The 26604-nt window shown below is 38.5% G+C and carries 17 protein-coding genes; 9 read left to right on the forward strand and 8 right to left on the reverse strand.

Features of this window, described 5'->3' with window-relative positions:
• Nucleotides 1–6 precede the first annotated feature (6 nt).
• The 4 genes from PXG98_RS11310 to PXG98_RS11325 all read left to right on the forward strand — a co-directional run bounded on the left by PXG98_RS11310 (nucleotide 7) and on the right by PXG98_RS11325 (nucleotide 7817).
• A complete protein-coding gene (locus PXG98_RS11310; protein WP_276391166.1) occupies nucleotides 7–3426 on the forward strand; it encodes a HEAT repeat domain-containing protein in 3420 nt (1139 codons plus the stop codon).
• 256 nt (nucleotides 3427–3682) lie between these two features.
• Complete coding sequence (locus tag PXG98_RS11315; RefSeq protein ID WP_276391168.1) at nucleotides 3683–4708, forward strand: DUF3500 domain-containing protein; 1026 nt, start codon at nucleotides 3683–3685, stop codon at nucleotides 4706–4708.
• 253 nt (nucleotides 4709–4961) lie between these two features.
• Complete coding sequence (locus PXG98_RS11320; protein ID WP_276391169.1) at nucleotides 4962–6692, forward strand: tetratricopeptide repeat protein; 1731 nt, start codon at nucleotides 4962–4964, stop codon at nucleotides 6690–6692.
• A gap of 75 nt (nucleotides 6693–6767) precedes the next feature.
• Complete coding sequence (locus PXG98_RS11325) at nucleotides 6768–7817, forward strand: SMP-30/gluconolactonase/LRE family protein (RefSeq protein WP_276391170.1); 1050 nt, start codon at nucleotides 6768–6770, stop codon at nucleotides 7815–7817.
• Between the two features lie 3 nt (nucleotides 7818–7820).
• Here the strand turns inward: PXG98_RS11325 and PXG98_RS11330 are convergent, their stop codons facing one another.
• Nucleotides 7821–8762 (reverse strand): NAD(P)H-dependent flavin oxidoreductase, encoded by a 942-nt coding sequence (locus tag PXG98_RS11330; RefSeq protein WP_276391171.1) that lies wholly within the window; start codon nucleotides 8760–8762, stop codon nucleotides 7821–7823.
• Nucleotides 8763–8811: 49 nt separating this feature from the next.
• Complete coding sequence (gene mnmA / locus PXG98_RS11335; RefSeq protein ID WP_276391172.1) at nucleotides 8812–10002, reverse strand: tRNA 2-thiouridine(34) synthase MnmA; 1191 nt, start codon at nucleotides 10000–10002, stop codon at nucleotides 8812–8814.
• 250 nt (nucleotides 10003–10252) lie between these two features.
• On the opposite strand from mnmA, the gene PXG98_RS11340 reads away from it, so the two are divergent.
• The 3 genes from PXG98_RS11340 (at nucleotide 10253) to PXG98_RS11350 (ending at nucleotide 15810) form a co-directional block, all read left to right on the forward strand.
• Nucleotides 10253–11233: a fasciclin domain-containing protein gene (locus tag PXG98_RS11340; protein ID WP_276391173.1), complete on the forward strand. Its 981-nt coding sequence runs from the start codon at nucleotides 10253–10255 to the stop codon at nucleotides 11231–11233.
• Between the two features lie 319 nt (nucleotides 11234–11552).
• Complete coding sequence (locus tag PXG98_RS11345) at nucleotides 11553–12986, forward strand: fasciclin domain-containing protein (RefSeq protein ID WP_276391175.1); 1434 nt, start codon at nucleotides 11553–11555, stop codon at nucleotides 12984–12986.
• 313 nt (nucleotides 12987–13299) lie between these two features.
• Nucleotides 13300–15810, forward strand: a complete 2511-nt coding sequence (locus tag PXG98_RS11350) for a fasciclin domain-containing protein (RefSeq protein ID WP_276391176.1) — start codon at nucleotides 13300–13302, stop codon at nucleotides 15808–15810.
• A 282-nt stretch (nucleotides 15811–16092) separates the two neighbouring features.
• On the opposite strand, the gene yidC is transcribed toward PXG98_RS11350, so the two are convergent.
• Together yidC and PXG98_RS11360 are read right to left on the reverse strand one after the other, a co-directional pair.
• Nucleotides 16093–17937 (reverse strand): membrane protein insertase YidC, encoded by a 1845-nt coding sequence (gene yidC / locus PXG98_RS11355; RefSeq protein WP_276391178.1) that lies wholly within the window; start codon nucleotides 17935–17937, stop codon nucleotides 16093–16095.
• 97 nt (nucleotides 17938–18034) lie between these two features.
• On the reverse strand, nucleotides 18035–19672 hold the full coding sequence (locus PXG98_RS11360) for a CTP synthase (RefSeq protein ID WP_276391180.1): 1638 nt from the start codon (nucleotides 19670–19672) through the stop codon (nucleotides 18035–18037).
• 258 nt (nucleotides 19673–19930) lie between these two features.
• On the opposite strand from PXG98_RS11360, the gene PXG98_RS11365 reads away from it, so the two are divergent.
• Nucleotides 19931–20797, forward strand: a complete 867-nt coding sequence (locus tag PXG98_RS11365; protein WP_276391182.1) for a hydroxypyruvate isomerase family protein — start codon at nucleotides 19931–19933, stop codon at nucleotides 20795–20797.
• A gap of 13 nt (nucleotides 20798–20810) precedes the next feature.
• Here the strand turns inward: PXG98_RS11365 and PXG98_RS11370 are convergent, their stop codons facing one another.
• Genes PXG98_RS11370 through guaA form a run of 4 tightly spaced genes read right to left on the reverse strand, consistent with a single transcriptional unit; the run spans nucleotide 20811 to nucleotide 25453 of the window.
• Nucleotides 20811–21350: a DUF922 domain-containing protein gene (locus tag PXG98_RS11370; RefSeq protein WP_276391183.1), complete on the reverse strand. Its 540-nt coding sequence runs from the start codon at nucleotides 21348–21350 to the stop codon at nucleotides 20811–20813.
• Nucleotides 21338–21742 (reverse strand): OsmC family protein, encoded by a 405-nt coding sequence (locus PXG98_RS11375; RefSeq protein ID WP_276391185.1) that lies wholly within the window; start codon nucleotides 21740–21742, stop codon nucleotides 21338–21340. The genes PXG98_RS11370 and PXG98_RS11375 overlap by 13 nt, the downstream gene beginning before the upstream one ends.
• Nucleotides 21739–23910 (reverse strand): LysM peptidoglycan-binding domain-containing protein, encoded by a 2172-nt coding sequence (locus PXG98_RS11380; protein ID WP_276391187.1) that lies wholly within the window; start codon nucleotides 23908–23910, stop codon nucleotides 21739–21741. The genes PXG98_RS11375 and PXG98_RS11380 overlap by 4 nt, the downstream gene beginning before the upstream one ends.
• 10 nt (nucleotides 23911–23920) lie before the next feature.
• Nucleotides 23921–25453 (reverse strand): glutamine-hydrolyzing GMP synthase, encoded by a 1533-nt coding sequence (gene guaA, locus PXG98_RS11385; RefSeq protein ID WP_276391188.1) that lies wholly within the window; start codon nucleotides 25451–25453, stop codon nucleotides 23921–23923.
• A 77-nt stretch (nucleotides 25454–25530) separates the two neighbouring features.
• Between guaA and PXG98_RS11390 the strand changes: the two genes are divergently transcribed.
• Nucleotides 25531–26256: an SIMPL domain-containing protein gene (locus PXG98_RS11390; protein ID WP_276391189.1), complete on the forward strand. Its 726-nt coding sequence runs from the start codon at nucleotides 25531–25533 to the stop codon at nucleotides 26254–26256.
• The last annotated feature ends 348 nt before the right edge of the window (nucleotides 26257–26604 follow it).

Consider the following 26604-nt stretch of genomic DNA (forward strand, 5'->3'; position numbering starts at 1 on the left):
CTACATATGAAAATTCCTTCCACCTTAAATAAAATAAGCCTCTTCATAGCCTTTATAGCCTTTATAGCCTTAGTATTTAGCTGTAATCAAAAATCTAACATTCCTAAAGTTACTCCCCTGTCGTATGCGTTAGATTCATTAACAGCGAGTACAGTGGCGGAAGAAAATACGGCAAATATTAATCCTGTATTGGCAGCAGGTTTGGAACTAAGTCTCTGGGCTTCGGATTCGCTGGCTCCAGATCCTATTGCACTTGACATGGATGACGAAGGCAATGTTTACGTAACACGAACTAACCGTCAAAAAAATTCAGAATTTGATATTAGAGGGTATCAAGATTGGATGATACCTTCCATTAGCCTGCAAACTGTTGAAGATAGAAGAGCCTTTTTAAGAAAGACTTTTGCACCCGAATTAAGTAAAGAAAATGAATGGTTTCCCGATTTAAACAAAGATAGTATTCATGACTGGAGAGATTTAACCGTGGAAAAAGATGAAATCTGGAAAATAGAAGACAGAGATGGAGATGGTCTCGCAGATATTTCCACTAGAATATTGGAGGATTTTAATGAGGAAATAACTGATGTAGCTGGTGCCTTGTTAGTAAGAGAGGATGATATCTATGTAGGTATTGGCCCAGATATGTGGCGTGTAGAGGATAGCAACGGAGACGGTGTGATGGATACAAAAACGTCCATTGCCCACGGTTTTGCAGTGCATATTGGTTTTGGAGCACATGGAATGAGTGGGGCTATAGAAGGGCCGGATGGCAAAATTTATTGGGGCATAGGAGATATTGGTGCCAGTATCACCACTGTGGATGGCAAAAAACACCATTTGCCCAATCAGGGTATGATTGTACGTTCTAATCCTGATGGCACCAACTTCGAAGTATTTGCGCGAGGTTTGCGTAATACACATGAATTTGTATTTGATGCCTTTGGGAACTTAATTTCCTCAGACAATGACGGAGACCACCAAGGAGAAAGTGAACGTTTGGTTCATATTGTTGAGGGTTCAGATGCAGGGTGGAGATCCAACTGGCAATACGGTAAATATGTAGATCCCAAAAACAATTCCTACAAAGTTTGGATGGACGAGAAGTTATATGTTCCGAGGTGGGAAGGACAGGCAGCCTATATTATTCCACCCATAGCTAATTATCACAATGGTCCTACCGGAATGGTATATAATCCTGGTACGGCATTAGGAAAAGAGTGGTTAAATCACTATTTCATTGTAGAGTTTGTAGGGGACCCCGCCTTATCGCATATATGGTCCTTTACACTAAAACCAAAGGGAGCCTCTTTTGACTTGGAAAAAGACATAGACGTTCTTAGTGGAGTACTGCCAACCGGCTTAGAATTTGCTCCGGATGGAAGCCTATTTCTAGCAGATTGGGTAAATGGTTGGGGGACTAAAAACTATGGCCGTGTTTGGCGGCTCGATGTGACTAAAAACAAAAATGACATGGCACAAGTGCGTCGGGAAACCGAAAGACTGATGACGAAAGATTACCATGATGAATCCACGGACAATTTAATCAGCCTTCTTGCATATCCTGATATGCGGATTAGACAAAAAGCCCAGTTTGAATTAGCTACGAGAACGTTTTGGGGTTACAGAGCTTTAAAGAAAAGTTTAACGGAAAGCGAAAATCAGTTTGCCCGTATACATGCCATATGGGGTATAGGTCAAATTGCAGCAAATTCGCCGAGTAAAGCAGAACCATTATTGGAATTATTGGAGGATGAAGATCCTGAAATTGCTGCTCAGGCCGCAAAAGTACTTGGGGATCTTCGTTACCAAGAGGCAGGCGAATTCCTCCTTCCTCTCCTTAAAAGTCCATATGCAAGGGCACAGTTTTTTGCTGCACAGGCCTTAGGGAGGATAAAAATGAAAGAAGCTGTAAATCCGTTATTAGAATTAATCGAAGAGAATGCAGATAAGGATTTATACCTTAGACATGCAGCAGTATTAGCTTTAAGCAGAATTGGAGATGTAGAGCCACTTCTGGCCCTTGCAAACAGTCCGGATAGGAGTTTGAGGATTGCAGCTGTTTTAGTTCTGAGAAGGCTAGGAAACCCTGGTATAGTGAACTTCTTAGCAGATAAAGACGAATATGTTGTGACCGAAGCGGCAAGAGCCATTAATGATGATTGGTCTATTCCTGACGCCCTACCGGCATTAGCCGAAATAATGATGGAGGAAAGATTTACTTCAGAGCCTCTTCTACGAAGAAGTATTAACGCTGCCTTGAGAGTGGGTGGAACGGAGCAATTAGATTTACTCATAAAATTTGCAAAGAATCCTCAAGCCAATGGAAATATGCGAGGGGAAGCATTGGCTACTATTGGGAGCTGGCCTGATCCTTCCGTTTTGGACCGTGTGGACGGCAGATATCGCGGAGAGTTTAAGCGTGATCCGGCAATTGTAAAAGAAAAAATTCTACAGGATATTCCAACTTTCCTTTCGGATAAAGATCCTAACATCCTAATTGGTGCCTCACAAATACTTAGGACGCTTAGAATTGAAGAATATAATAATACCCTGGAGCAGATACTTAGACAAGATAAGAGACCAGAAGTTAGGGTTGCCATGATAGAGACCCTAGGCGCACTAGATGCGGAAGGGATTGCAGATATTGCAAAAATGGGCATGCGCGATTCCGATGAAAATGTGAGAGCTGCAGCTATAGACTTGATTCCTGAATTAGGTATTTCAAAAAATGATTTACCAGCGGTAATTAATCCAATTTTTACTAAGGGAAGTACTCGCGAACAGCAAAGAATGATTTATGCGTTAGCAGATATGCCTATAGAGCAGAGCGGCCAAGCCTTAGGTGAACTGCTGGAGAAGGCAGGAAAAAATCAATTAGAAGCGGGAGTAGTTTTAGACCTAATTGAGGCTGTTGAAAAAACAGAATCCGCAGCCTTAATTGCAAATTTAACCGAATTAAAAAATAGTGGCTATGGCACCGATTCATATAAAGAAGCCCTGTATGGTGGCGAATGGTGGTCTGGTTCTCGAGTCTTTAAAAATAATTCTGCAGCCCAATGTGTAAGATGTCATGCCTTGGGTGGGTCTGGAGGCAAAGTAGGACCCGCTTTAGATAACATAGGGGCTATTTTGAGTAGAGAAGAATTGTTAGAATCTCTTATTGATCCTGGAGCACGATTAGCACCAGGTTACGGGTCTGTTCTCTTAACCCTAAAAGACGGCCAGAAGGTAGCTGGTATTTTAGAAGAAGAAAATAGTAAGGAACTAATATTGAGAACTTCAGAGGCCGAACCTATGGAAATCCCCCTTTCAAGAATTAAAACCAGAGAAAATATGCCCTCTGCTATGCCGCCAATGGGACAGGTGTTAAGTAAAAGAGAATTACGTGATTTAATAGAGTTTTTAGCTAGTTTAAAGGAGGTATAAAACTATCCCTACCTTAAAAAATCTTTTATGATAATTAAGGTACTATCTCGGTTTATTAACAGGTATTAACGATATAAACAAATAGGTTCATCGTTAATATTATGATTTAAGAAGTATGAGATATCCCGTAAACTTAAAGCAGAACTCTTAGGAACCAGACGTAAAAGTATCTGATTTAGTGGAAGGTTTAACAGGTCTGGCTTCTTATAAAAACAAATAACAAGCATGTCAAATAAATTTTAATAGCCAAGGTATTATGAAATCAAGACATTGTTTATTGGGAATTCTTTTTTGTCTCTATACCATCTCAGACTATGGACAAGAGCTAAGCGATCTTGCAAATAAGTTTATAGAAACATTAAGTCCTGCCTTAAGGACTGAAACCCTTATGAATCTAAAAAGTCAGGAAAGGTTAAATTTTAACTATGTTCCTATAAAAAGAAGAGGAGCCACATTTAAAGACTTCAATGAAATACAAAAAGAGGCCGCAATTGCCTTATTGAAAGCGTCTTTGAGCGAGCAGGGATTTAATAAAACTATGGCTATTACTCAATTAGAAAATATTCTGATTGTATTAGAAGACAATAAATTAAGAATGCCAGATGGCAGTCCAATGAGAGATCCTTTGAATTATCATTTTTTAGTGTTCAAAGATCAAAATAATAATTCTTTTTGGGGATGGCGTTTTGAAGGACATCATATTTCTTTGAACTTTATGGCCGGGGAAAATAGTATCTTATCTTCTACCCCATCATTTATGGGTTCAAATCCGGGGGTAGTACCTAGTGGGCCGCATAAAGGAAAAGAAGTGCTAAAAGAGGAGAGCGAATTAGGTTTTGCATTGGTAAATTCTCTTTCTGAGGATCAGCTTACAAAAGCACTAATATCCCCTGATGCGCCCAGAGACATTATTACGGGGACTAGTACCGAGGTTAGCAATATTGAACCCCTCGGGATATCTTTTGAGAACCTAACAAAGAATCAGCAAAAAGTTTTATTACAACTTGTTAAGGTCTATCTCCATAACTACGAAGCAAAATTTAGTACTAATTTTTGGAACAAGATCGAAACGGCAGGGTTAGAAAATCTGTCTTTTGCATGGGCTGGGAGTCTAGCACCCGGTAAAGGGCATTATTACAGAATTCAAAATCGCATAGTGTTAATTGAGTTCGACAATACACAAAATAACGCCAATCACGTTCATACCGTAGTAAGAGATCTTACCAATGATTTTGGGACAAATATTTTAAAGGAACATTATCAGCAGAGCCATAAACACTAATTATAAGATAATGTTACCAAGTACATAGTATAACACCATGGCTTATCTAATCTTTTTCTAAAAAATATACCTGCCTTACTACCATCTTTAACCCATTTTTAACCATTCATACAGCTTTACCGTAAAAGGCATCAATCTCTTAATAATTTAGTATCTTTATTTTCAGTCTGTTACCTAAAACAGATGCAAGTTGATTAGCTTGAAAAACAAAATTCATAGGCATACATTTAAACAACCAATAACCACTATAGTCATGAAAACAAAAATCAGTTTTACGCTTATCCTCTTGGGGATTACCCTGATTACTTATTTAATTCTCCCAAAGACAGAAGAAACGGAACTGGATCCATCCCAGCAGGCTTCTTTTTACTCCGTAAAATGCACGGTCGCCAAATATCTTTTAGAAGATATTGATACCACGCAACAGATATCTCCCTTATTTGAGAATCTCGGGGATTTAAGTTTTGCCATAAGTACTAAGAATAATTCTGCACAGACATTCTTCGATCAAGGCCTTAAACTTACCTACGCCTTTAATCATGCAGAAGCTCATCGATCTTATATGGAAGCCTCCAGAAGAGATCCGTCTGCCCCAATGCCGTATTGGGGGCAAGCATATGCTCTGGGACCAAATATTAATGATCCCTTACCTACTCCAGAACGTAAGGAAAAATACAATGAAGCTCTAAAAAAAGCTCAAAAGAATATTAGCTCTGCCAGTCCAAAAGAAAAAGCGCTTATAAATGCTCTGGCTGCCAGATACAGTGAGGATTTGGAAGCAGATGTTGAAGAATTGAATATGGCTTATATGAAAGAAATGGCTAAGGTGGTTAAGGCATTTCCTAAGGACACACATATTCAAACACTTTATGCGGCATCTGTAATGAATACCGTTCCTTGGAACTATTGGGATGAAGAAGGAAATCCTTCTCCGGGGATAGCGGATGCCAAACTGGCCTTAGAAAAAGCTATTGAGTTAGACCCAGAAAATCCGGGAGCTCACCATTATTATATACATATGGTAGAGCTTCCTAAGCCAGATCTTGCGGTACCAAGCGCAGATATATTAGCCTCTCTTATGCCTGCAGCAGGCCATATTGTTCATATGCCCTCTCATGTATACATAAGAGTTGGTCGTTATTTAGATGCTGTTAAGACCAATCAGGCTGCAATTCTTGCAGATGAGGACTACATTTCCCAGTGCTATTCACAGGGAATGTATCCCTTGGGATACTACCCTCACAACATCCATTTCCTCTGGTCTGCTGCAAGCCTTTTAGGAGCAAGTGAAATTGCTATAGATGCGGCAAAAAAGACTGCAGAGAAAGTACCCACCGGAGAACTGATCGAACTTCCGTTTTTACAAGACTTCGCTTCTACACCAATGCTTTCTTATGTTCGTTTTGGTAAATGGAATGATATTTTAACCATTCCCAGTCCTAATCCTGAAATAAAGCATCTAAATCTAATAAGACATTATGCCAGAGGCATTGCCTTTGTAAGAAAAGATAATCTTAAAGAAGCTGAAGAAGAGCTGCAGGCCATAGGAGCACTGAAGGAAGACCCGGAATTAAAAGAAATCGTTGCCACAGCACATAACAGTTCAGATAATATTGCGAAGATTGCCTATGAGGTGGTTGCTGGGGAAATAGCCGCATCAAAAGGAGAGTATTCCTTGGCTATTTCACATCTAAAAAAAGCCGTTGAACTGGAAGATTCGCTAACCTATACAGAACCAGCTGCCTGGCATATTCCTACAAGGCAAAATCTGGGTGCAATTCTATTAAAATCAGAGAACTATGAAGAGGCCGAAAAGATTTACAAGGAAGATCTGGCAGTATTAAGGCAAAATGGATGGTCATTAATGGGCTTGTATAAAAGTTATATCGCACAGGGTAAAACAGAAGAAGCTGCCCTAATAAAGGCAGAATATGATGTAGCCTGGGAAAATGCTGATATTAGGCTTAACAACTCTATTCTTTAAGTTTTTAGAAGTTATTCACTCTAGGTAATAGCCAGCTTACAAATAACTAAATTGTGCCGTATTAAATGTAGCCCAATGAAAAACAGTCTCCACTATTGTTTATTTATTTTTCTTCCCTTATTTCTCAGTAATTGTAAAGAAAAGAAAAAGGAAGTACAAAAAGAGGTCATCGTAAAAAAGCTAATCTACCCTTCTTTACATGAAGCTAAGCTGGTGGCCTATGAAGACGAATTTTGGAATTTAATTAATACGGAAACAAGCATTGAAATTATTGCAAAGGAACACGACTGGACGGAAGGCCCGCTGTGGGTACCAGGGCATGAGATGTTGTTATACACAGACATCCCCAGAAATGCCGTATATGTTTGGAAAGAAGGCGTAGAATCTGAAGTATATCTACAACCATCTGGGTTTATGGGAGAGAATTTTGAGGGCGGAGAACCAGGAGCCAACGGACTTATTTTAAATTCTCAGAATCAGCTTGTACTTTGTCAGCATGGGGAACGAAGAATGGCCGTAATGCAAACCGATCTTTCTGCGCCAAAACCTCTTTATACATCTATTGTAAGTGAATTTGAAAACAAAAGATTTAATAGCCCAAATGACGCTGTGTACTCAACTCAAGGAGATCTTTATTTCACAGATCCTCCCTACGGTCTTCCCAAACAAATGGAAGACACTATGAAAGAATTAGACTTTCAGGGCGTATACCTATTTAATTCCAAAGGAGAGCTTCATCTATTAACAAAAGAGTTTACCAGACCCAATGGAATAGCTCTGTCTCCAGATGAAAAACTACTATATATTGCTAATTCGGATCCTGCTATGGCCATTTGGAAAGTATTTGAAATAACTGAAAATGGATTAATTGGAGAGGGAAAATTATTTTACGATGCCACGGAGGAAGTTGCTTCTGAAAAAGGGTTGCCCGATGGGCTGAAAGTAGATAATGATGGCAATCTATTCGCAACAGGGCCAGGAGGTGTTTTTGTTTTTTCCCCAGAAGGAAAACTCCTTGGGAAAATTAAAACGGGCCAAGCCACTTCTAACTGCGCTTTTAATTCAGATAAGTCAACCTTGTATATAACAGCAGACAGTTATGTCTTAAGAGTCAAATTAAGGTAATAGTTAAATAGCAGGAAGCTTATCAGAAGCCTTATAAAATTCTTCCATTAAATCAGATACAATTTCCGATGCTGGTTTTATGTCATGAATCAAGGCAGCCACTTGTCCTATTTCTAATTCACCTTCGTCCATATCACCTTCAAACATTCCTTTTTTGGCTCTTGCCCTCCCCAATAATTTCTTTAGATCTTCCTTTGTAAATCCTTCAGCATAGGCTGTCCTCACCTGCTCATAGAATTTATTCTTAAGCAGTCGAACCGGAGTAAGCTCTTTCAAAGTAAGCTCCGTATCTCCTTCTCCGGCGGTAACAACTTGGTTTTTAAAATTTATATGTGAAGATGCCTCATGGCTGGCTACAAAACGACTCCCAATTTGTACCCCGTCTGCTCCCAATATCATAGTTGCGAGCATGGCCTTTCCTGTGGCTATTCCTCCTGCGGCTATTAAGGGTATTTGTATTTTTTCCTTTACTGTAGGAACTAAAACCAAGGTGGTGGTTTCTTCTCTACCGTTGTGTCCGCCCGCTTCGAATCCTTCTACCACTATAGCATCTACCCCAGCTGCCTCCGCTTTTAGTGCAAATTTTAAACTGCTGACCACATGTACTACCGTTATCCCGTTTTCCTTTAGATATGCTGTCCACAGAGCAGGATTTCCAGCTGACGTAAATACAATTTTTACACCCATGGAAACTACTATTTCCATTAGTTTGTCCATTTCCGGATATAACAAAGGTATATTTACACCAAATGGTTTCTTTGTAGCCTTTTGGCATTTTTGGATATGCTCTTTTAGCACCTCTGGATACATACTCCCGGCACCAATAATACCTAAACCTCCTGCATTAGAAACTGCAGAGGCCAAACGCCAACCGCTTGCCCATACCATGCCTGCCTGTACTATTGGATATTTAATCTTGAAAAGAGAGGAAATTCTATTTTGCATAAATAGTAGTTTAAGTACAGATCGATTAGGAATGGAAAGTATTACTTTCTCAGGCAATCACCCCGGAACCTAAAAGTTCATCTTCTTGGTACCATGCCACAAATTGTCCTTCTGTTATTGCAGATTGTTTTTGTGTAAAATCCACATAAAGGCCACTGTCTACTTTATATAAGATTGCCTTTACCAAGGGTTGTCTATATCTAATTCTTGCCTGCACTTCCATTTGTTCATCCACTGCCAAGGCCAAGTCTGGTCTAACCCAATGAATCTCCCCATTTGAAACAAATAATGTTCTCCTATATAGTCCTGGATGCGCTTTGCCCTGTCCGGTATAGATAATATTCTCTTCTACATCTGTATCGATTACAAATAAAGGTTCTTTAGTTCCACCTACATCCAAGCCCTTCCTTTGACCTTTAGTAAAGAAATGAGCGCCTTGATGCTGCCCTACCACCTTCCCATCCAGAGGAGAATACTTTGGCTTTTTAGACATATGAGCCATCTCTTCCATTAGGGAAGCATAACCACCTTCCGTATTTTTATATAGATCTAAGTCGTTAGGAATTTCTACAATTACTCCATTCTTCGGCTTTAGTTTTTGTTGCAGGAAATCCGGTAAACTTACTTTACCAATAAAACACAGACCTTGTGAATCTTTTTTGTTAGCAGTCACCAATTGGTTCTCTTTTGCAATTTCTCGCACCTCTGGCTTGGTTAGTTCCCCTATGGGAAATAAGGTTTTAGACAGCTGTTCCTGGGATAACTGACAGAGAAAATAGGATTGGTCCTTATTTGTATCCACTCCTGCTAAAAGCTGATATATTTCATTCCCCTCAGCATCTTGAACTATTCCCTTTCGGCAATAATGTCCCGTAGCCACAAAGTCGGCACCTAATTGCAGGGCAATATCCAAGAATACATCAAACTTAATTTCCCTATTGCACAATACATCAGGATTGGGAGTTCTGCCCATTTCATATTCCCTAAACATGTAGTCAACAATCTTTTCTTTGTATTCTTCACTTAGATCTACGGTCTGAAACGGAATACCTAGTTTCTCGGCCACTATTAAGGCATCGTTACTATCCTCTAACCAGGGGCATTCATTTGACAGTGTCACTGATTCATCGTGCCAGTTTTTCATAAACAAGCCAATTACATCGTATCCCTGTTGCTTCAACAAATAAGCTGTAACACTAGAATCTACTCCTCCGGATAAACCAACTACTACTTTTTTCATAATCCTTATAGGGTACAAAATTACAAAATTTCGGAATTACAACTAGTTTTCTCTAGTACTAGAATTGAACAGATAGAAATCAACGGAGGATTGCTGCCTAAGTCTTAAAAACACTAAGTTTTTTAATTAGGACTTGCTATCTAAAGTCTTTAATTACCCTTCTGAAGAATACTAAAATTGTCATAAATTTTTATATGCTCTGTTAATTAAATAAAAAAAAACTGAAATTTAGGCTTTAAAAACAAAAGCAATGAAAAAGAAATTAAAAATTCATCCCTACCTGTTTTTAGTCCTCATAAGTCTTTTATGGTCTTGTAGTGAGGACGATAACAGCGGAGGAACTACACAATCTACTATAGTAGAAGTAGCACAGGCTAACCCAAATTTGTCTACCCTTGTAACAGCTTTGGAAATAACGGATTTAGTAAGTACTTTAAACGGAGATGGGCCTTTTACCGTTCTGGCACCTACAAATGCAGCTTTCGACCTATTCTTAGCCACCGCTAATTTTCCAAGTATTGAAGACGTGCCCGTGCCTGTCTTAAGAGAACTTTTATTAAACCATGTTATTGGTGCTGGATTAGACTCCGAATCACTCCGTATTTTAGGCAGAAATTACTCAAGCACCCTGGCCCAGGGCCCTGGTGGTGACAATAATTTGTCCCTATATTTTGACGCCACAAATGCCTCAATAGTATTCAACGGTAGTTCTACCGTACTTGAAGAAGATATTGATGCCTCTAATGGAATCATTCATACAGTAGGAACAGTTATTGATTTGCCAACGGTAGTGACCTTTGTTACAACGGACATTAATTTTGAACAATTGACAACTGCTCTTACTAGTGGTACTCCCGGAACAGATTTTGTCGCTATTCTTTCAGGAGATGGACCCTTCACCATGTTCGCTCCGGCCGATACGGCTTTTGATGATCTTTTAGACTCTAATCCGGATTGGAATACAGTAGAGGACATTGAAGAAGGTTTACTCACTGCTGTTTTATACCATCATGTAGTGAGTGGCAATAATAGATCAGAGTCTATAACCAATGGTAGTTCTCTGGTAACCTTAGAGGGTGATAGTATAACCTTTTCACAAACAGCAGGAGAAACAACTATTACAGATGGTTCAGGAAACTCAGATATTATTCTCGCAGTAACCGACCTACAAGCCGTTAATGGAGTAATTCACCTTATAACAAAAGTAATGATTCCGGATACAACGAATTAGTTACCGAAAAATATTTAGTTTAAAAAACCATCCTTTCGGGATGGTTTTTTTTGTTTATAGCCCTTGCTAATTGTTAAATTTTGTTAAGGTTTTATACATTTTAATTAAACAAAGCAACTTTTATAGTTTTTCTACATCCTCTTATTAGAATGACGTTTAACAAAGCTTAAGTTCCTTTTATATGGTAAAATATGTAAATATTCGATTTACCAATAGGATGTTAAACAAATAATAAAAATATTTTATTGTTTAAGTTTTATTATAGTTTTGTTGAACATTTTAAAAATAAGTCTAATTAATTAATATTAAAATCTTACTAATGAAAACAAAATCCAATTTAATTAAAAGTCTTTTCGTAGCATTAGCTTTTGTAGCCTTTTCGTGTTCTGATGACGACAACGGAGGTGGCACCCCTCCGGTGGAAGAAACACCAAACATTGTAGAAGTAGCTCTGGCCACTCCAGAACTTGCCAGCCTAGTCGCAGCCTTGCAGGCAGCCGATGGAAATTTAGTAGACGTCCTAAGTGGAGATGGACCATTTACAGTTCTAGCGCCTACGAACGCAGCTTTTACCACCTTTTTAGCTTCTAACGGTTTTTCCTCCTTAGATGAAGTGCCGACAGATGTACTTTCTCAAATACTTTTAAATCATGTAATTTCCGCGAATATTACTTCCAGCGACTTAACAAGCTTAGGAGCCGGATATGCAAGTACAAATGCAGCGGGAGTTGAAGGAAATAACATAAGCGTCTATTTTAATGCAGCTAATGGAGTACGATTTAACAACGTTTCTGCTGTTTCTACTGCGGACGTAACTGCATCTAACGGAACAATACATATCGTAGACGCGGTAATTCCAATTCCTTCTATTCTAACTCATGCCGCAGCAAATGCAGATTTTAGCAGCTTGGTAGTAGCTCTGGGCGCGGCAGATGGAAATTTAATTGACGTCCTAGCTGGTGATGGTCCTTTTACTGTACTCGCTCCAAATAACGCTGCTTTTGAAACCTTTCTTGACGGAGCAGATCTAGGAGGTATCAATACTGCTGTGTTGTCTCAAATTCTGTTAAACCATGTACTTAGCGCAGCCATCCCTTCTTCTGCCTTGGTAGAATCAGGTTCAGGGTATTCAAACACAAATGCTACTGGCCCTAACGACAAGCCTTTAAGCATATATTTCGATACAACAGATGGAGTACAATTTAATGGCATATCCTCTGTTTTAACAGCAGATGTAGTCGGTTCCAATGGCATCATTCATGCGGTAGATACTGTTATAGACATTCCTACTGTAGTAACTTTTGCCGCAGCGGATCCATTGTTCTCTACCCTTGTTGAAGCCCTAACTACCCTAACACCAGGAACGGACTTTGTTAGTATTTTATCTAGGACAGAAGGCAGTAACGCAGATGGTATTAACCCAGAGTTTACGGTTTTTGCTCCCACCAACGATGCTTTTGCTGACTTAGCCGCAATTCCTGAAGAAGTTGTTCTTACGCAAGTGCTTCTTCATCATGTGGTAAGTGAAGCAAATATTACATCAACGGATCTTAATAATCCTGGAGACACTCCTGCAACTACTTTAGAAGGTGATGATATTGTCATTACACTTCCTGGAACAGGGGATAATATAGGGGATGTAACGGATGGTGCAGGCAACACAGGTAAAGGCATTATTGCCGTAGACGTTCAGGCAGGGAATGGCGTAATCCACGTCTTGAATTCTGTCCTAATTCCTGATACCACCAACTAGAGGACCTAAATCTCTCTAGCTAGTTTTTAGCTATCTATATATAACTCCTTCGATTTAAAAATCGAAGGAGTTTTCTTGTTTTAACAAATGAATTTTTAGATTTTTTGTTAATTCTTTATTAAATTATATTAAACAAAAGCAACCGTTTAATAATTTGGGAGTCTTATTAGTAAATAATACAATTTAACCACTAATACATTGTTTTTAAAGAATCCCACGAGTTCACTAAAAATTAATTGTAACGTGATTTTTAAATTTATTGTTTAATTATTTTATTTTTTTATTAAACTAATTAACTTCTAAAAACACTATTATGATGAAAAGATTATTATTCTTAAAAAGATTATTTGTCTTAGCAATTGCATCTGCATTCGTTATGGCATGTGAAAAAAATGACGACGAAATCGCCAGCAGAGATGCGGCCTTAACGATCGTAGAAACGGCTCAGGCCACAGACGCACTTGGTAATTTGGTAGCTGCCTTGACAAAGGCAGATGAAAAAGAAGGAACCGACTTAATTGGAACTCTAAGCTCTGACGGTCCGTTTACTGTGTTTGCCCCGACAGATGAAGCATTCACAACTCTCTTGGAAGGCCTAGAAGGCTATGACAGCCTAGATGATTTTGCATCGGACGCAGAAAAACAAATTTTGGCAGACATCCTTAGTTATCATGTAATTGTTGGCGTCCAAGCTGCTTCCACTGACCTTTCGGACGAACAAATGTTAACTACTGCCCAAGGAGAAGAGGTTGAAGTATCACTAGAAAGTGGTGTCTTTTTAAAAGACGCTACAGAAACAGCTGCAAGAGTTTTAATTCCAAATGTGGAAACCAGCAATGGAATTGTGCATGTTATTGATAAAGTTCTGGTCCCTGAGGCTGTTCTAAATACGTTAAACGCCATGGCAGATATGGAAGGTACCTTAGTAGAACTTGTAGTTGAAACAGAAGCATTATCTGTCCTGGAAGCAGCCGTTATTAAAGCTGGCTTAGCTGAGACCCTGTCTAGTGAAGGCCCTTTCACAGTATTTGCACCAACTGACGACGCCTTTGTTGCTCTTTTAGAGGTTCTTGGAGATAATTACAATAGTTTAGACGACTTTGATACCGAAGCAGAAATGATGTTGTTAAAAGACATTCTTTTATACCATGTAATTCCAGCCGCCGTATTAGAAGAAAATCTTAGCGCAGGCACTGTTGGAACAGCATTAACAGACAATAACTTAGAAGTAATTGCTTCGGGGGATACGTTTGTAATAGGCGACGCCTCGGACACTAATGCACAAATAACCGCAACAGATTTTATTGCTTCAAATGGTGTAGCACACACTATCGACAAAGTATTACTTCCTCAAGCGGCCTTAGATTTCGTGGCTTCCCTAAGTCTCAAAACTATTGTTGAAATAGCAGTTGAAACAGATGACTTAAGCCTTTTAGTAGGAGCTCTACAGCAGGCCAATGCCGGCTTAGTTGAAACTTTAGGAACAGATGGACCGTTTACCGTATTTGCTCCGACTAATGAAGCATTTATTGCAGTACTTGACGCGCTTGGTGATGACTATAATAGCCTAGGTGACTTTGATACACAGGAAGAAAAAGATTTACTAGTTCAAATACTTACTTATCACGTCGTTGCAGGTACAGCTGCTTTTTCAGGAGATCTTTCCGATGGCCAGTCGATAACCACTTTTCAGGGTACGGATGTAGGTGTAAGTCTTAAAGATAACACAGTACATATTACCGATGCAACAGATATGCCCGCCACTGTAGTAATGCCAGATGTAACAGCAAGCAATGGTGTTGTTCACGTAATTAACAAAGTACTTTTACCTCAGGTAGCTCTAGACTTTATAGCTACCTTAAGCTTAAAAACCATTGTTGAAATAGCTGTAGAAACTGACGATCTAAGTCTACTTGTTGGAGCACTGCAACAAGCAGATGCTGGCTTGGTAGATTTATTGAGTGGCGATGGTCCGTTTACCGTATTTGCACCAACTAATGAAGCTTTTGTTGCCTTATTAGGAGCTCTTGGAGAAGACTACAACAGTCTTAGTGATTTTGACACCCCTGCAGAAAAAGAACTTCTTGTAAAAGTATTAACGTACCATGTAGTAGGTGGTGTGGCCGCTTTTTCAACCGATCTTTCTGACGGGCAAACCATAGGGACAGCTCAGGGAGAAGACGTACTTATATCTTTAAAAGACAATACGGTTCATATAGATGATGCTACCGATATGAATGCCACTGTAGTTCTGCCAGATGTTGCTGCAAGCAATGGAGTGGTACATGTGATTAATAAAGTTCTTTTGCCTCAGGAAGTTCTAGACCTGCTTACTCCATCAGAACCAAATATTGTAGAATTGGCGCAGTCTGTTGAAGACCTAAGTCTACTAGTTGATGCCCTTATTCAGGCCGATGCTGGTTTGGTAGAGCTTTTGAGCAGCGATGGCACCTTTACGGTATTCGCACCGACAAACGCAGCTTTCGCTGATCTGTTAAATGCCCTTGGTCCTGACTACAATAGCCTAGAAGACTTTGATACACCTGCAGAAAAAGAGCTTTTAACAAAAGTTCTCACCTATCACGTAATTGATGGAGTAGCTGCTGCATCCACAGATCTTAGTGACCATCAGGAATTGCCAACAGCCCAGGGTGAATCTTTATTTGCCATTTTAAATCACGGTGTATTTATTCGAGATAAAACAGACACGGATGCGAGGGTAACCGGAGCTGATAATGTAGCTAGCAATGGCATTGTTCATATAATTAACAAGGTATTATTACCTCAAGAAGTATTAGACTTATTAAATCCCCCCAGTCATTAATACAGAAAAATATAGTTAGTAGTTTGGTTGATATCTTTTGATAGAAATACTCCCCTTCTTAGGGGAGTATTTTTGTTTACCCCTAGCAAAGCGATACAAATAAAACTGCAAGACATCATAATTAAAACAATTAGCATACAAAACTGAACCCTTGACAACTATTCTTTTTTTTAAACCGTAAGTTATGACATCTTTGAAGTCCCAAATCTTATCAAACCAAACCTATTTAATGCTAAAAGCCCCGACCAGTTGGTCAGGGCTTTTTTTTTAGAAATTTTGCAATTATTTCTTTTTTTGTTGCTCTGCTTGTTCCATCATCTCCCGCATCTTTCGCTGAAATTTATTCTCCTTCTTGGGTTTCTTTTTATTCTCCTGTATCTGAGCATGAATCTTATCCTCATCTAGAATAAATTTCTTTATTGCTAGCATTATAAAAATGGTGATAAGGTTGGACACAAAATAGTACAAACTTAAACCACTAGCATAATTATTAAAAAAGAAAAGCATTAATAGAGGAGACAAATACATAATGAACTTCATATTAGGCATCCCCGGTTGTGTCTGCATATTCTGTCCGGTTGTCATCATCATATAAAAGAAAATTGCCACAGAGGCCAAGATGGGAAATAAACTTACATGATCTCCATAAAAGGGTATAGCAAACGGCAATTCTGCAATTGTATCATAAGAAGATAAGTCTTCTGCCCACAGGAAGGACTTCTGACGCAAGGCAAAAGAAGTTGGGAAGAACATAAACAGCGCATAAAAAATAGGCAGCTGCAAGACCGCAGGAACACATCCACTCATTGGACTAACCCCAGCCTTATTATAGAGCTTCATAGTCTCTTGCTGCTTCTTCATGGCATTGTCCTTGTACTTTTCATTTAGCTCGGTAATTTCTGGTTTTAGAACTTTCATCTTGGCCTGAGATAAATAAGACTTATAAGTTACCGGAGACATAGCAAGTCTAACCAAAATGGTCATTACTACTATTGCCAGACCAAAAGGCAAATAAGAGCTTAAAAACCCATAGAAGGGTGTAAAAACATATCTATTGATCCATCCAAAAATACCCCATCCATAAGGAATAGAATCGGCTAGGCCCAGGTCTTTATACTCTGACAATACCTTTATATCTGTTGGCCCATAGTACCAATTCATTTGATATGCCAGTTCCCCTCCTTGTAATTCCAAGGGAGCTATTGTGGCATACTCCTTTGTAACTTTAGCTTCCTTACTTTCTTCATCCACTAAGTTCTTAGAGGTAAATTCGGCTGTTTTAAAGGGAGTATTTGTGGCTAAAATAGAGCTAAAAAAGTGCTGTCTGTAAGACAACCATTTTATATCAATCTCCGATTCTTCATCATCGGACGTTTCCGATAGCTTACTAATTTTACCCCCATCATGGTTATAGGTAAGCCTGGTATATCTATTTTCGTATTGTATGCTTTTATTATGTCTTATCCCTATCAATTGCCAATCTAAGGTTACGGGCTGAACATTGTTTATAACTGAAGACAGGCCTTGCGACCGAACCACAAAGTCTACCAAATATTCTCCAGGTTTCATTTCGTATCGATACTCTAAAAACTGATTTGCTGAAACTTTTGCCTTCATGGATAGAATCTGAGTATCGCCATTATTACTCAGTTGTGGTTCAAAAAACAAGTCTTTTGTATTTAACACTCTATTATCTGTGGTAGAAAAGGCTATTCCAAAAGCCGCATTTCCATCCTTAACTAGGTATACGGGTATAGAATCGAAAGTCACAAATTCTTTCATGTATGCTTCTACAATTTGCCCCCCCTTATTACTTATTTCCAAGTACAGAACATCATTTTCCAAAACCGTCGTTCCTTCCTTAGCTGCAGTATAGCTGAAATCTCCTATGGTTTTTTTATAATTTGCAATTGCTGATGAATCTGCTAGATTTACCGAAGACTGCGGCAAGGTAGTTGTTGGTTGTGCTTCTTCTGGATTTACTTGTATCTCAGATTCTGCTTGTTTGGCTTTTTGCGCCTCAATCTCCTCAGGCGTGGGTTGGTTCTGATAGAACCAAAAAATTAATATTCCAAATATCAATAAAAACCCCACAATAGAGTTTATGTCCAATTTCTTTTCTTCCATGTATGCTTATTTAAAATCCGTTCTTTAAAAGCTGTCTTTCTATTTTTAAGAACGACCTGCAAATGCAGCGGTGCAAATATATATCCAATTGTGGGTTTTATGCCAAACTGGCATTAGTTTGTTGTCTTTTGTGTAAAAGTGCGGCACGAACAAAACCCACGAATAGTGGATGCGGGTTCGCTACAGTGCTTTTATATTCAGGATGGTATTGAACTCCAATAAACCAAGGATGTGCTTCTAATTCCACAATTTCAACTAAACCAGTCTCCTTGTTTATTCCAGATGCTATAAGTCCGGCACCCTCCAATACTTCCTTGTATTCGTTATTAAATTCATACCTATGTCTGTGTCTTTCAGAAATTTCAGCCTGTCCGTGATAAGCCTTCATAACCAGACTATCCTTCTTTAAAGTACAATCCCATGCACCAAGGCGCATAGTCCCTCCTTTATTGGTAATAGATTTTTGGGCTTCCATTAGGCTAATAACCGGGTGGTCTGTATTTCCTTTCATCTCTGTAGAATTCGCATCGGAATAGCCCAACACATTTCTTGCAAATTCAATAACAGCCATCTGCATTCCCAAGCATATTCCCAGAAACGGAATATTATTTTCTCGAGCATATTTTACAGCTTTTATCTTTCCTTCCACCCCTCTTTCACCAAAACCAGGCGCTACCAGAACACCATCCAGCCCCTTCATTTTATCCTCAAAATTTGCATCTGTGAGATATTCAGAATGGATAGATCGAATATTTACTTTTACTTCGTTAATGGCACCGGCATGAATAAATGATTCAAGAATTGACTTATACGAATCCTGCAATTCCACATACTTCCCAATTAAACCAATGGTAACCTCCGATTTAGGATGTTTATGCCGGTCTAAAAACTCATTCCATTGCTCTAAATCCGGTTCACTTTTTTCAGGTAAAACAAGTTTATTTAAGGCAACGGTATCTAGGCCTTCATTCTGCATCATAATTGGCACATCGTAAATAGTAGAAGCATCTATTGACTGAATAACGGCTTCCTTTTTTACATTGCAAAAAAGTGCTAATTTTTCTTTGATATCCGTAGTAAGTTCGTGTTCTGTTCTACAGACCAGAATATCGGCTTTAATACCACTTTCCATTAAAGTCTTAACCGAATGTTGCGTAGGTTTTGTCTTCAACTCACCGGCTGCAGAAAGAAATGGCACAAGCGTTAGATGAATTACAATACCATTATTGTCGCCTAATTCCCATAATAGTTGCCTCACAGCCTCTATATAAGGCAGGGATTCTATATCCCCAACGGTTCCTCCAATTTCTGTGATAACTATGTCATAATCCCCACTATTACCCAATATCTGGACACGTTCTTTTATTTCATTGGTGATATGTGGCACTACCTGTACCGTCTTCCCCAAAAACTCACCTCGCCTTTCTTTTTCTATTACACTCTGATAAATTCTACCTGTAGTAACATTGTTCGACTGCGATGTTTTTACATTCAAAAACCTTTCGTAATGTCCAAGGTCCAAGTCGGTTTCAGCACCGTCGTCTGTTACATAACACTCTCCATGCTCGTAGGGGTTTAAGGTTCCGGGATCTACATTTATATAGGGATCTAGTTTCTGTATTGTAGTCTTATAACCTCTGGCTTGAAGTAGTTTTGCAAGGGATGCTGCAATTATTCCCTTCCCTAATGACGAGGTAACACCACCCGTAACGAAAATATATTTTGTATCTGACATTTCACCAATCTTTCTTACGGGATTCAAAGGTACAAAATAGAGCTCTAACAACTGGAATTGAATCTTTTTTTCTTTAGACCACTAGTAAAACAATTCTTGTAGAAACCTTAAGATCCAATACAAGAATAGACCCTAAGGTTAGATTAAGATATCCAAGGCATTCCTAAGGTGATAATTTCGAAGAAGTAGATTCATCTATGTTTTGACGGGTTTTCACTTTGCAAAAAAAAAGTATCTTTAAGAAGTAATTACAACAAAATGAAAAGAAGAACATTTATTGGCACCTCTGTAACGGCATCTGCAGGTCTCGTATCTGCCAGCAGTTTTGCCCTTGAAAGCAATGAGAAGAGCGATGCTAAATTAAAAGGAAATATTAACCATAGTGCCTGCTATTGGTGCTATAATTCTATTCCTCTCGAGATATTTTTACAAAACTTAAACACTCTAGATGTAAAAGCCATTGACCTTGTTGGCCCAGATGACTGGCCCCTTCTTAAGAAGTATAACATACATGCCTCTATGTGCTGGGGTGCTGGTTTGGGAATTGAAAAAGGCTGGAACGATCCTGCTTTACATGAGGAACTTATAAAGGATTATTTAGATATTATTCCAAAAGTTGCAGCCGCAGGATACACCAATCTTATTTGCTTTAGTGGGAATAGAAATGGCATGGACAATGAGACGGGTTTAAAAAATTGTGTAACAGGTTTAAAACAAATTCTTCCTGAAGCTGAAAAACATGGGGTTGTTCTACAAATGGAACTTCTCAATTCTAAAGTAGATCACAAAGACTATATGTGCGATCATTCAAATTGGGGAATAAGCTTGTGCAAAGCCTTAGGGTCGGATAATTTTAAACTATTATACGACATATACCATATGCAAATCATGGAAGGAGATGTAATACGCACCATCAAGGAGCATCACGCATATTTTGGGCATTATCATACTGGAGGAAATCCCGGACGTCATGAAATAGACGAAAGTCAGGAGTTGTACTATCCTGCTATAATGAAAGCCATATTAGAGACTGGTTACAAGGGACATGTGGCACAAGAATTTATTCCGACATGGGAAAACAAAATTGACGCACTTAAACAAGGAGTAACCATCTGCGACGTATAGATTTTTTGTGCGTTTAATCTAGGAGGGAATCTGCTAGAGCCAACTGAATTTTCTTGTTCCAAAGTAATTGCTGTGGAAGGTTTCTGGAAAAGTCTGTCTCTTCGTCGTAACTATTCTGAAAAGCACTCAACTCTTTTATAATTGTTTTATAGATTTCTTTTATTTCTTTTTTTACATTACTGGTAAACTTCGAATGTTCCAATTTGGATCGCATTTTCCTTGCAAATAATTCGGCTATATCAAAATGAAGTTGTTCGTGATTTAAAATATTCTGATTGCAAACTTCCGGCTTATACCAAGACTGTTCCGGATAAAAGAAGGCACTTACTTTATAAGATATTTTCAATTCCCCATTAACATCTTCAGCGGTAAACTCATAGCTAATACCACTAGCCGTTAGCGCTGCAGCCCCGGAAGACATATTAGGCCTATCCTTAAAATCTTCCCAGCTTAATTGTAAATTTTCGGTCCACAAGAAAGCTTCCTCCTGAGCCCCCATAAGCTTACAAACCAGCAATAAACCTACTACGAAAATCTGTCTTAGAAATCCCATTGAAAAACAATTTCCTTTATAATGTCTGGGTGCAAGCTTTGCAACACAGGACAAGTTTTGGCAGTATTTTCTAATATAGCTTTTTCTTTGTCCGATACTCTTTTTGGTAATTTAAGCACCACCTCAATTTTGGAAATTCGTCTTGGACTTGCTACCATAAATTTAGTGACCTCTGCGGAAGAATTCAACAATTCTACAGCCATATCTGCTGCTTTAATTCCCATAACCGTAAGCATACAGCTGGCGAGGGCTGTTGCCACAGTATCGGTCGGAGAAAATGCTTCCCCTTTGCCATTATTATCTGTTGGAGCATCGGTTATAAATACTTTACCAGAACTAAAGTGTACACATTGCGTTCGCAGATCTCCCAAATAAATTACTTTCGAAGTCATTGCACCGTTGTGGTTTGTGGCTTCTCCTCTACTCTAATAATTCGCATATCATAATACGTCATAATATAGGTAGCGAGATTATTATACCCTGAAAACCCCTCGTTTTTATAATCGAACTTATTTCCGCAATACTCTGTACTTCCTATGGTATTGGAAACCTCATACAAGTTTTGTTTATAAGCCAATTTTAATAGTAAGTCATAGGTAATATCAAAACCTCTTATGGCATATCTATCTGGTGTTGTGCCAAATTTTCTTTTGTATCGCTTAAAAAAGGCATTGTTAGAACTTTCCTTATCTACTGAAGGGTAGGTGAAATTTAGATTAGATAAATGTGTCCCAGAAATCACATTATTCTCAAATGCTTTATTCTTGTTGGTTGTAAACATCTTTACCACTGTTGTATCCGAATTGGTAGAATTTAGGATAGAACTAACACTTGAGACCACCTTAAAATTATCGGTTTCTACAAAAACCCAATTCTCAGTATCTAGAGATAATAAGGCAGTAAATGCCTCTAAGTCCATAGAGATATTCTCCTCATCCTCTAACATAGAGAGTGTCTGGGCAACCGGGAATCTCTTCTTAATTGTATCACTGACCGCTTTGCTTTTTGCATCAGAAATAACAATAATGTTCTCATCCTTTCTTTGCTCTTCCACATAAGTCAGTATTCTTTCGCGTAAAACGTCATCAGATGGGATAGTAAAAAAAACATTGTCAAGTCCAAATTCATTGGCAGAAGTTAAAGGAGCCAGTACAGGGATTTGATTATTAGCCGCTTTTACTGCCACTTCTTTAAGAGAATTTAGTTGTAAAGGTCCAACTATAGCGCTTACATCTTCTAAATTTCCACTCCTAAGAATCTCTCGGGTTCTCTCTAAGCTCAATTGGGTATCATAGGTCATTACATCGACAGAAACCCCTAATTGTGCTATAGAGTCTATTGCAATTAAAGCCCCACTATAAAGCCCCAAACTATATTTAATAGCATTACTTTTGTCAATGGCCTCGCTAGCCAATTCAAGATTACTCAAATCTAATTTATCCGTTCTGAACGGAAGCAAATAGACCAATTTAGGTCTATTAATCCTGTTGATACTATCTACTAAATTTATTTTGTCTAATAGCAGTGAGTTTTTTACTTCTAAATTAGGTGCTTGGTCTATTGGAATTTTCAATATCATTCCGGCCTGCAAACCTCGAGAAAGCTCGGGGTTTAATTCAATTAATTCTTTGTAGTCTAACCCTAAGTTTCTGGTTAGGGAATATTCTGTTTGCTTTGGCTTTACCTCGTAGAACAAATAGTTATCTGTGTTAATTTCATTTTCCTGAATCTTCTTCTCCGGCAGCCTTATTACCATTCCCTCTTTCAGACCACCATTCTCTGCAATTTCGGGATTCAGTCGAACAATGTCCTGTGAATTTATTCCATATTCTCTAGACAAACTGTAAAGTGTCATTTTTGGAGGCACCGTGTAAGAGACATATAATTCTACTGCCTGGTCTTTTAAGCTACTTCCTTGTTTAACAGGAATTTGTAAAGTTTGTCCGGCTGCTAAATATGAAGAGTTAGTGGATAGAGAAGGATTTAGGGCAACAAGGCTGTCAATAGTTATTCCATTTTTATTGGCAATACTCCACCTCGTTTCCTTTGGCAAAACTGTATAGGTCTCCAAACTCGTTACTTCAAGACTATCTACCATCACCTCTTCTTCTGGAAAAATTGGAATACGCAGGCGCATTCCCTTTTTTAATGTGGAGGCGTAAAGCTCTTTGTTGTATCGTTTAAGATCCTCCTCTTTTATATCGTACCTACGAGATATACTAAAAAGCGTTTCTCTCTTGCGAACTTTGTGAGTCGTAAAACTAACGGGTTTTACTTGAACATCCTTTTCCTGCTCCGTAGATTCTGTAGTAGTTGGAATAACAGTATTTGTAGAAGAAGACACCAATGGAACTACTAAAATAGTATTAGGCTGCAGTACGGCATTTTCTTTTATTTCCTTATTGTACTTCAATATTTCAGCAGTATCCACCTTATACTGTCTAGCAATACTGTACAATGTCTCCCCTTCTTTAACAGCATGGGAAGTAAACTGTTGCGCATTAGCGCTTATTAATGTAGTAAGAACTAAAACAATAGTTAGAAAAAATCTTAAGGCCATATAAAAATTTTTATTCCCATTCAATGGTTGCAGGAGGTTTAGAACTGATATCATAAACTACCCTGTTTACACCTGGAACTTTGTTAATTATTTCATTAGAGGTCTTTTGCAAAAACTCGTAAGGCAAGTTAACCCAATCGGCTGTCATTCCATCGGTACTCTCTACAGCTCTTAAAGCAACGCATTTTTCATATGTCCTTTCATCTCCCATTACCCCTACACTATTTACGGGTAAAAGCATGGCTCCGGCCTGCCAAACCTGATCATAAAGTCCCCATTCTTTTAAACCATCAATAAATATGGCATCTACCTCTTGTAAAATTTTTACTTTCTCCTCCGTAATATCACCTAAAATACGAATTGCCAATCCAGGACCCGGAAATGGATGTCTTCCCAATCTCTCTTCTTCAATCCCCAAGCTAGCTCCAACACGTCTCACCTCATCCTTAAACAACATTTTTAGGGGTTCTATTACTTTTAACTTCATAAAATCTGGCAACCCACCTACATTATGATGGCTTTTGATAGTGGCGGAAGGGCCTCCGGTTGCAGAAACAGACTCAATCACGTCCGGGTATATAGTTCCCTGAGCAAGCCATTTGGCATCTTCAACCTGATGTGCCTCATCATCAAAAACTTCAATAAATATGCGTCCTATTGTCTTTCTTTTCTTTTCGGGATCTTCTTCTCCTGCTAATCCATCCAAAAAGCGTGCCGAAGCGTCTACGCCTTTAACATTTAGTCCCATATGTTGGTACTGATCCAGGACTTCCTGAAATTCATTTTTTCGCAACAGCCCATTATTTACAAAAATACAATGTAGATGATCCCCAATAGCCTTATGAAGTAGAACAGCTGCAACGGTAGAATCCACCCCACCTGAAAGTCCAAGAATCACCTTCTCTTTCCCAATAGTTTTTTTAATCTCTGCTATTGTAGTATCCGCGAAGGCATCTGGCGTCCAAGTTTGCTTTAGCCCAGCAATGTGTACCAAAAAGTTCTCCAGCAACTGCTTCCCCTGTTTTGTGTGATATACCTCTGGGTGGAACTGGATTCCATAAGTAGTTTCTCCTTCTAACTTATATGCCGCATTTTTTACATCGGTGGTACTTGCCAAAAGAACCGCCTTCTCCGGCAGCTGTTTTATAGTATCGGAATGGCTCATCCATACCTGACTGCTCTCTCTTATTTCATAGAAGAAAGGTTCATCTCCTTTTATACTACTAAGACGTGCTCTTCCGTATTCACGGGTATTAGAAGGCGCTACATTACCACCGTAAAAATGGGCCAAATACTGGGCACCATAACATATGGCTAGCAAGGGTATCTTCCCTTTAATATCCTCTAAATCCGGGTGGGGTGCATCTTCTGCTCTCACAGAATAGGGAGAGCCAGAGAGAATTACCGCCTTATATTCGGAAAGATCTTCTGGTAAACGATTATACGGTTTAATTTCACAAAAAATATTGAGCTCTCTAACTCGTCTAGCAATGAGTTGTGTGTACTGAGAACCAAAATCTAAAATAAGGACGTTGTTTTGCATGGGCAAAAATAATAATTCAATACAGTTTCAATACAAGTTTTCTCTATATTTATTACATCTTTATTAACCTAGTGTTTATGAAACATTTAAATGCCATAATTTTTGGAATTGCTATGATGGTTTCCGCCTATTTTTTAGGAAACGCATATATTGAAAGAGCAAATCCTCCGCAACTCATTTCTATTACAGGGCTGGGCTCAGAGAATTTTACTTCCGATTTAATTGTCTGGGAGGGACGTTTTAGTGCTTTTGATAAAAATCTTAAACAGGCTTTCGAAGCTTTAAAAAAAGACAAAGAGTTAGTTAAAGAGTACTTAACGGAAAAAGGAATTGTAGAAGAAAATATAATTTTTAAAGCCGTTCAAACTACAGAACAACGAGACAATCGATACGAAAACGGAAACTTTGTTGGATCGGACTTTAGAGGTTATGCCCTAAATCAAGAAGTCCAAATAGAATCTCGTGAGGTGGAAAAAGTGGAAAGTGTATCTAGAGAAATAACAGAATTACTCAATAAAGATGTTCAATTCAATTCTTCCCCTCCCAGATACTATTATACCAAATTAGCTGATTTAAAAATAAAAATGATCTCAAAAGCTACGGAAGATGCCAGGGTTCGGGCCGAAAATATAGCTTCTAATTCGGGAAGTAAATTGGGAGATCTTCTGTCTGCAAAAATGGGAGTGTTTCAAATTACCGGACAGAATTCAGATGAGGCGTATAGTTGGGGTGGAGCCTATAATACCTCTTCCAAAAAGAAGACAGCTACCATAACTATGCGTCTAGAATACAAGGTGAATTAATAATTCATTCATTTTGTACTGCCATCATACTTACTAAATAAAAAGTTTATATAATTTAATTCAAATATCTGGTTATTAATAGATTAAATTAATTCCTACAATTTATTATTTTAATCTATCTGTATTTAATTTACGCTACTCCTTGCTTCTTGTACTAGGGGAACGCCATTGGTTAGAATAATCCGTTGTAGCTAAAAAAGAAAAAGCCCTGATGACTCTCACCAGGGCTTTTCTAATCAAAACCAACCTAAACACATGAATTTATTATAACACAATTTTCAAATCAATAATTATCTTTTTCGCAGCAATTTTTATATATAACAATTGAAAAAATAAATACCCTACCTC

The sequence above is a fragment of the Eudoraea chungangensis genome (assembly GCF_029360665.1).
GTDB lineage: Bacteria > Bacteroidota > Bacteroidia > Flavobacteriales > Flavobacteriaceae > Eudoraea > Eudoraea chungangensis.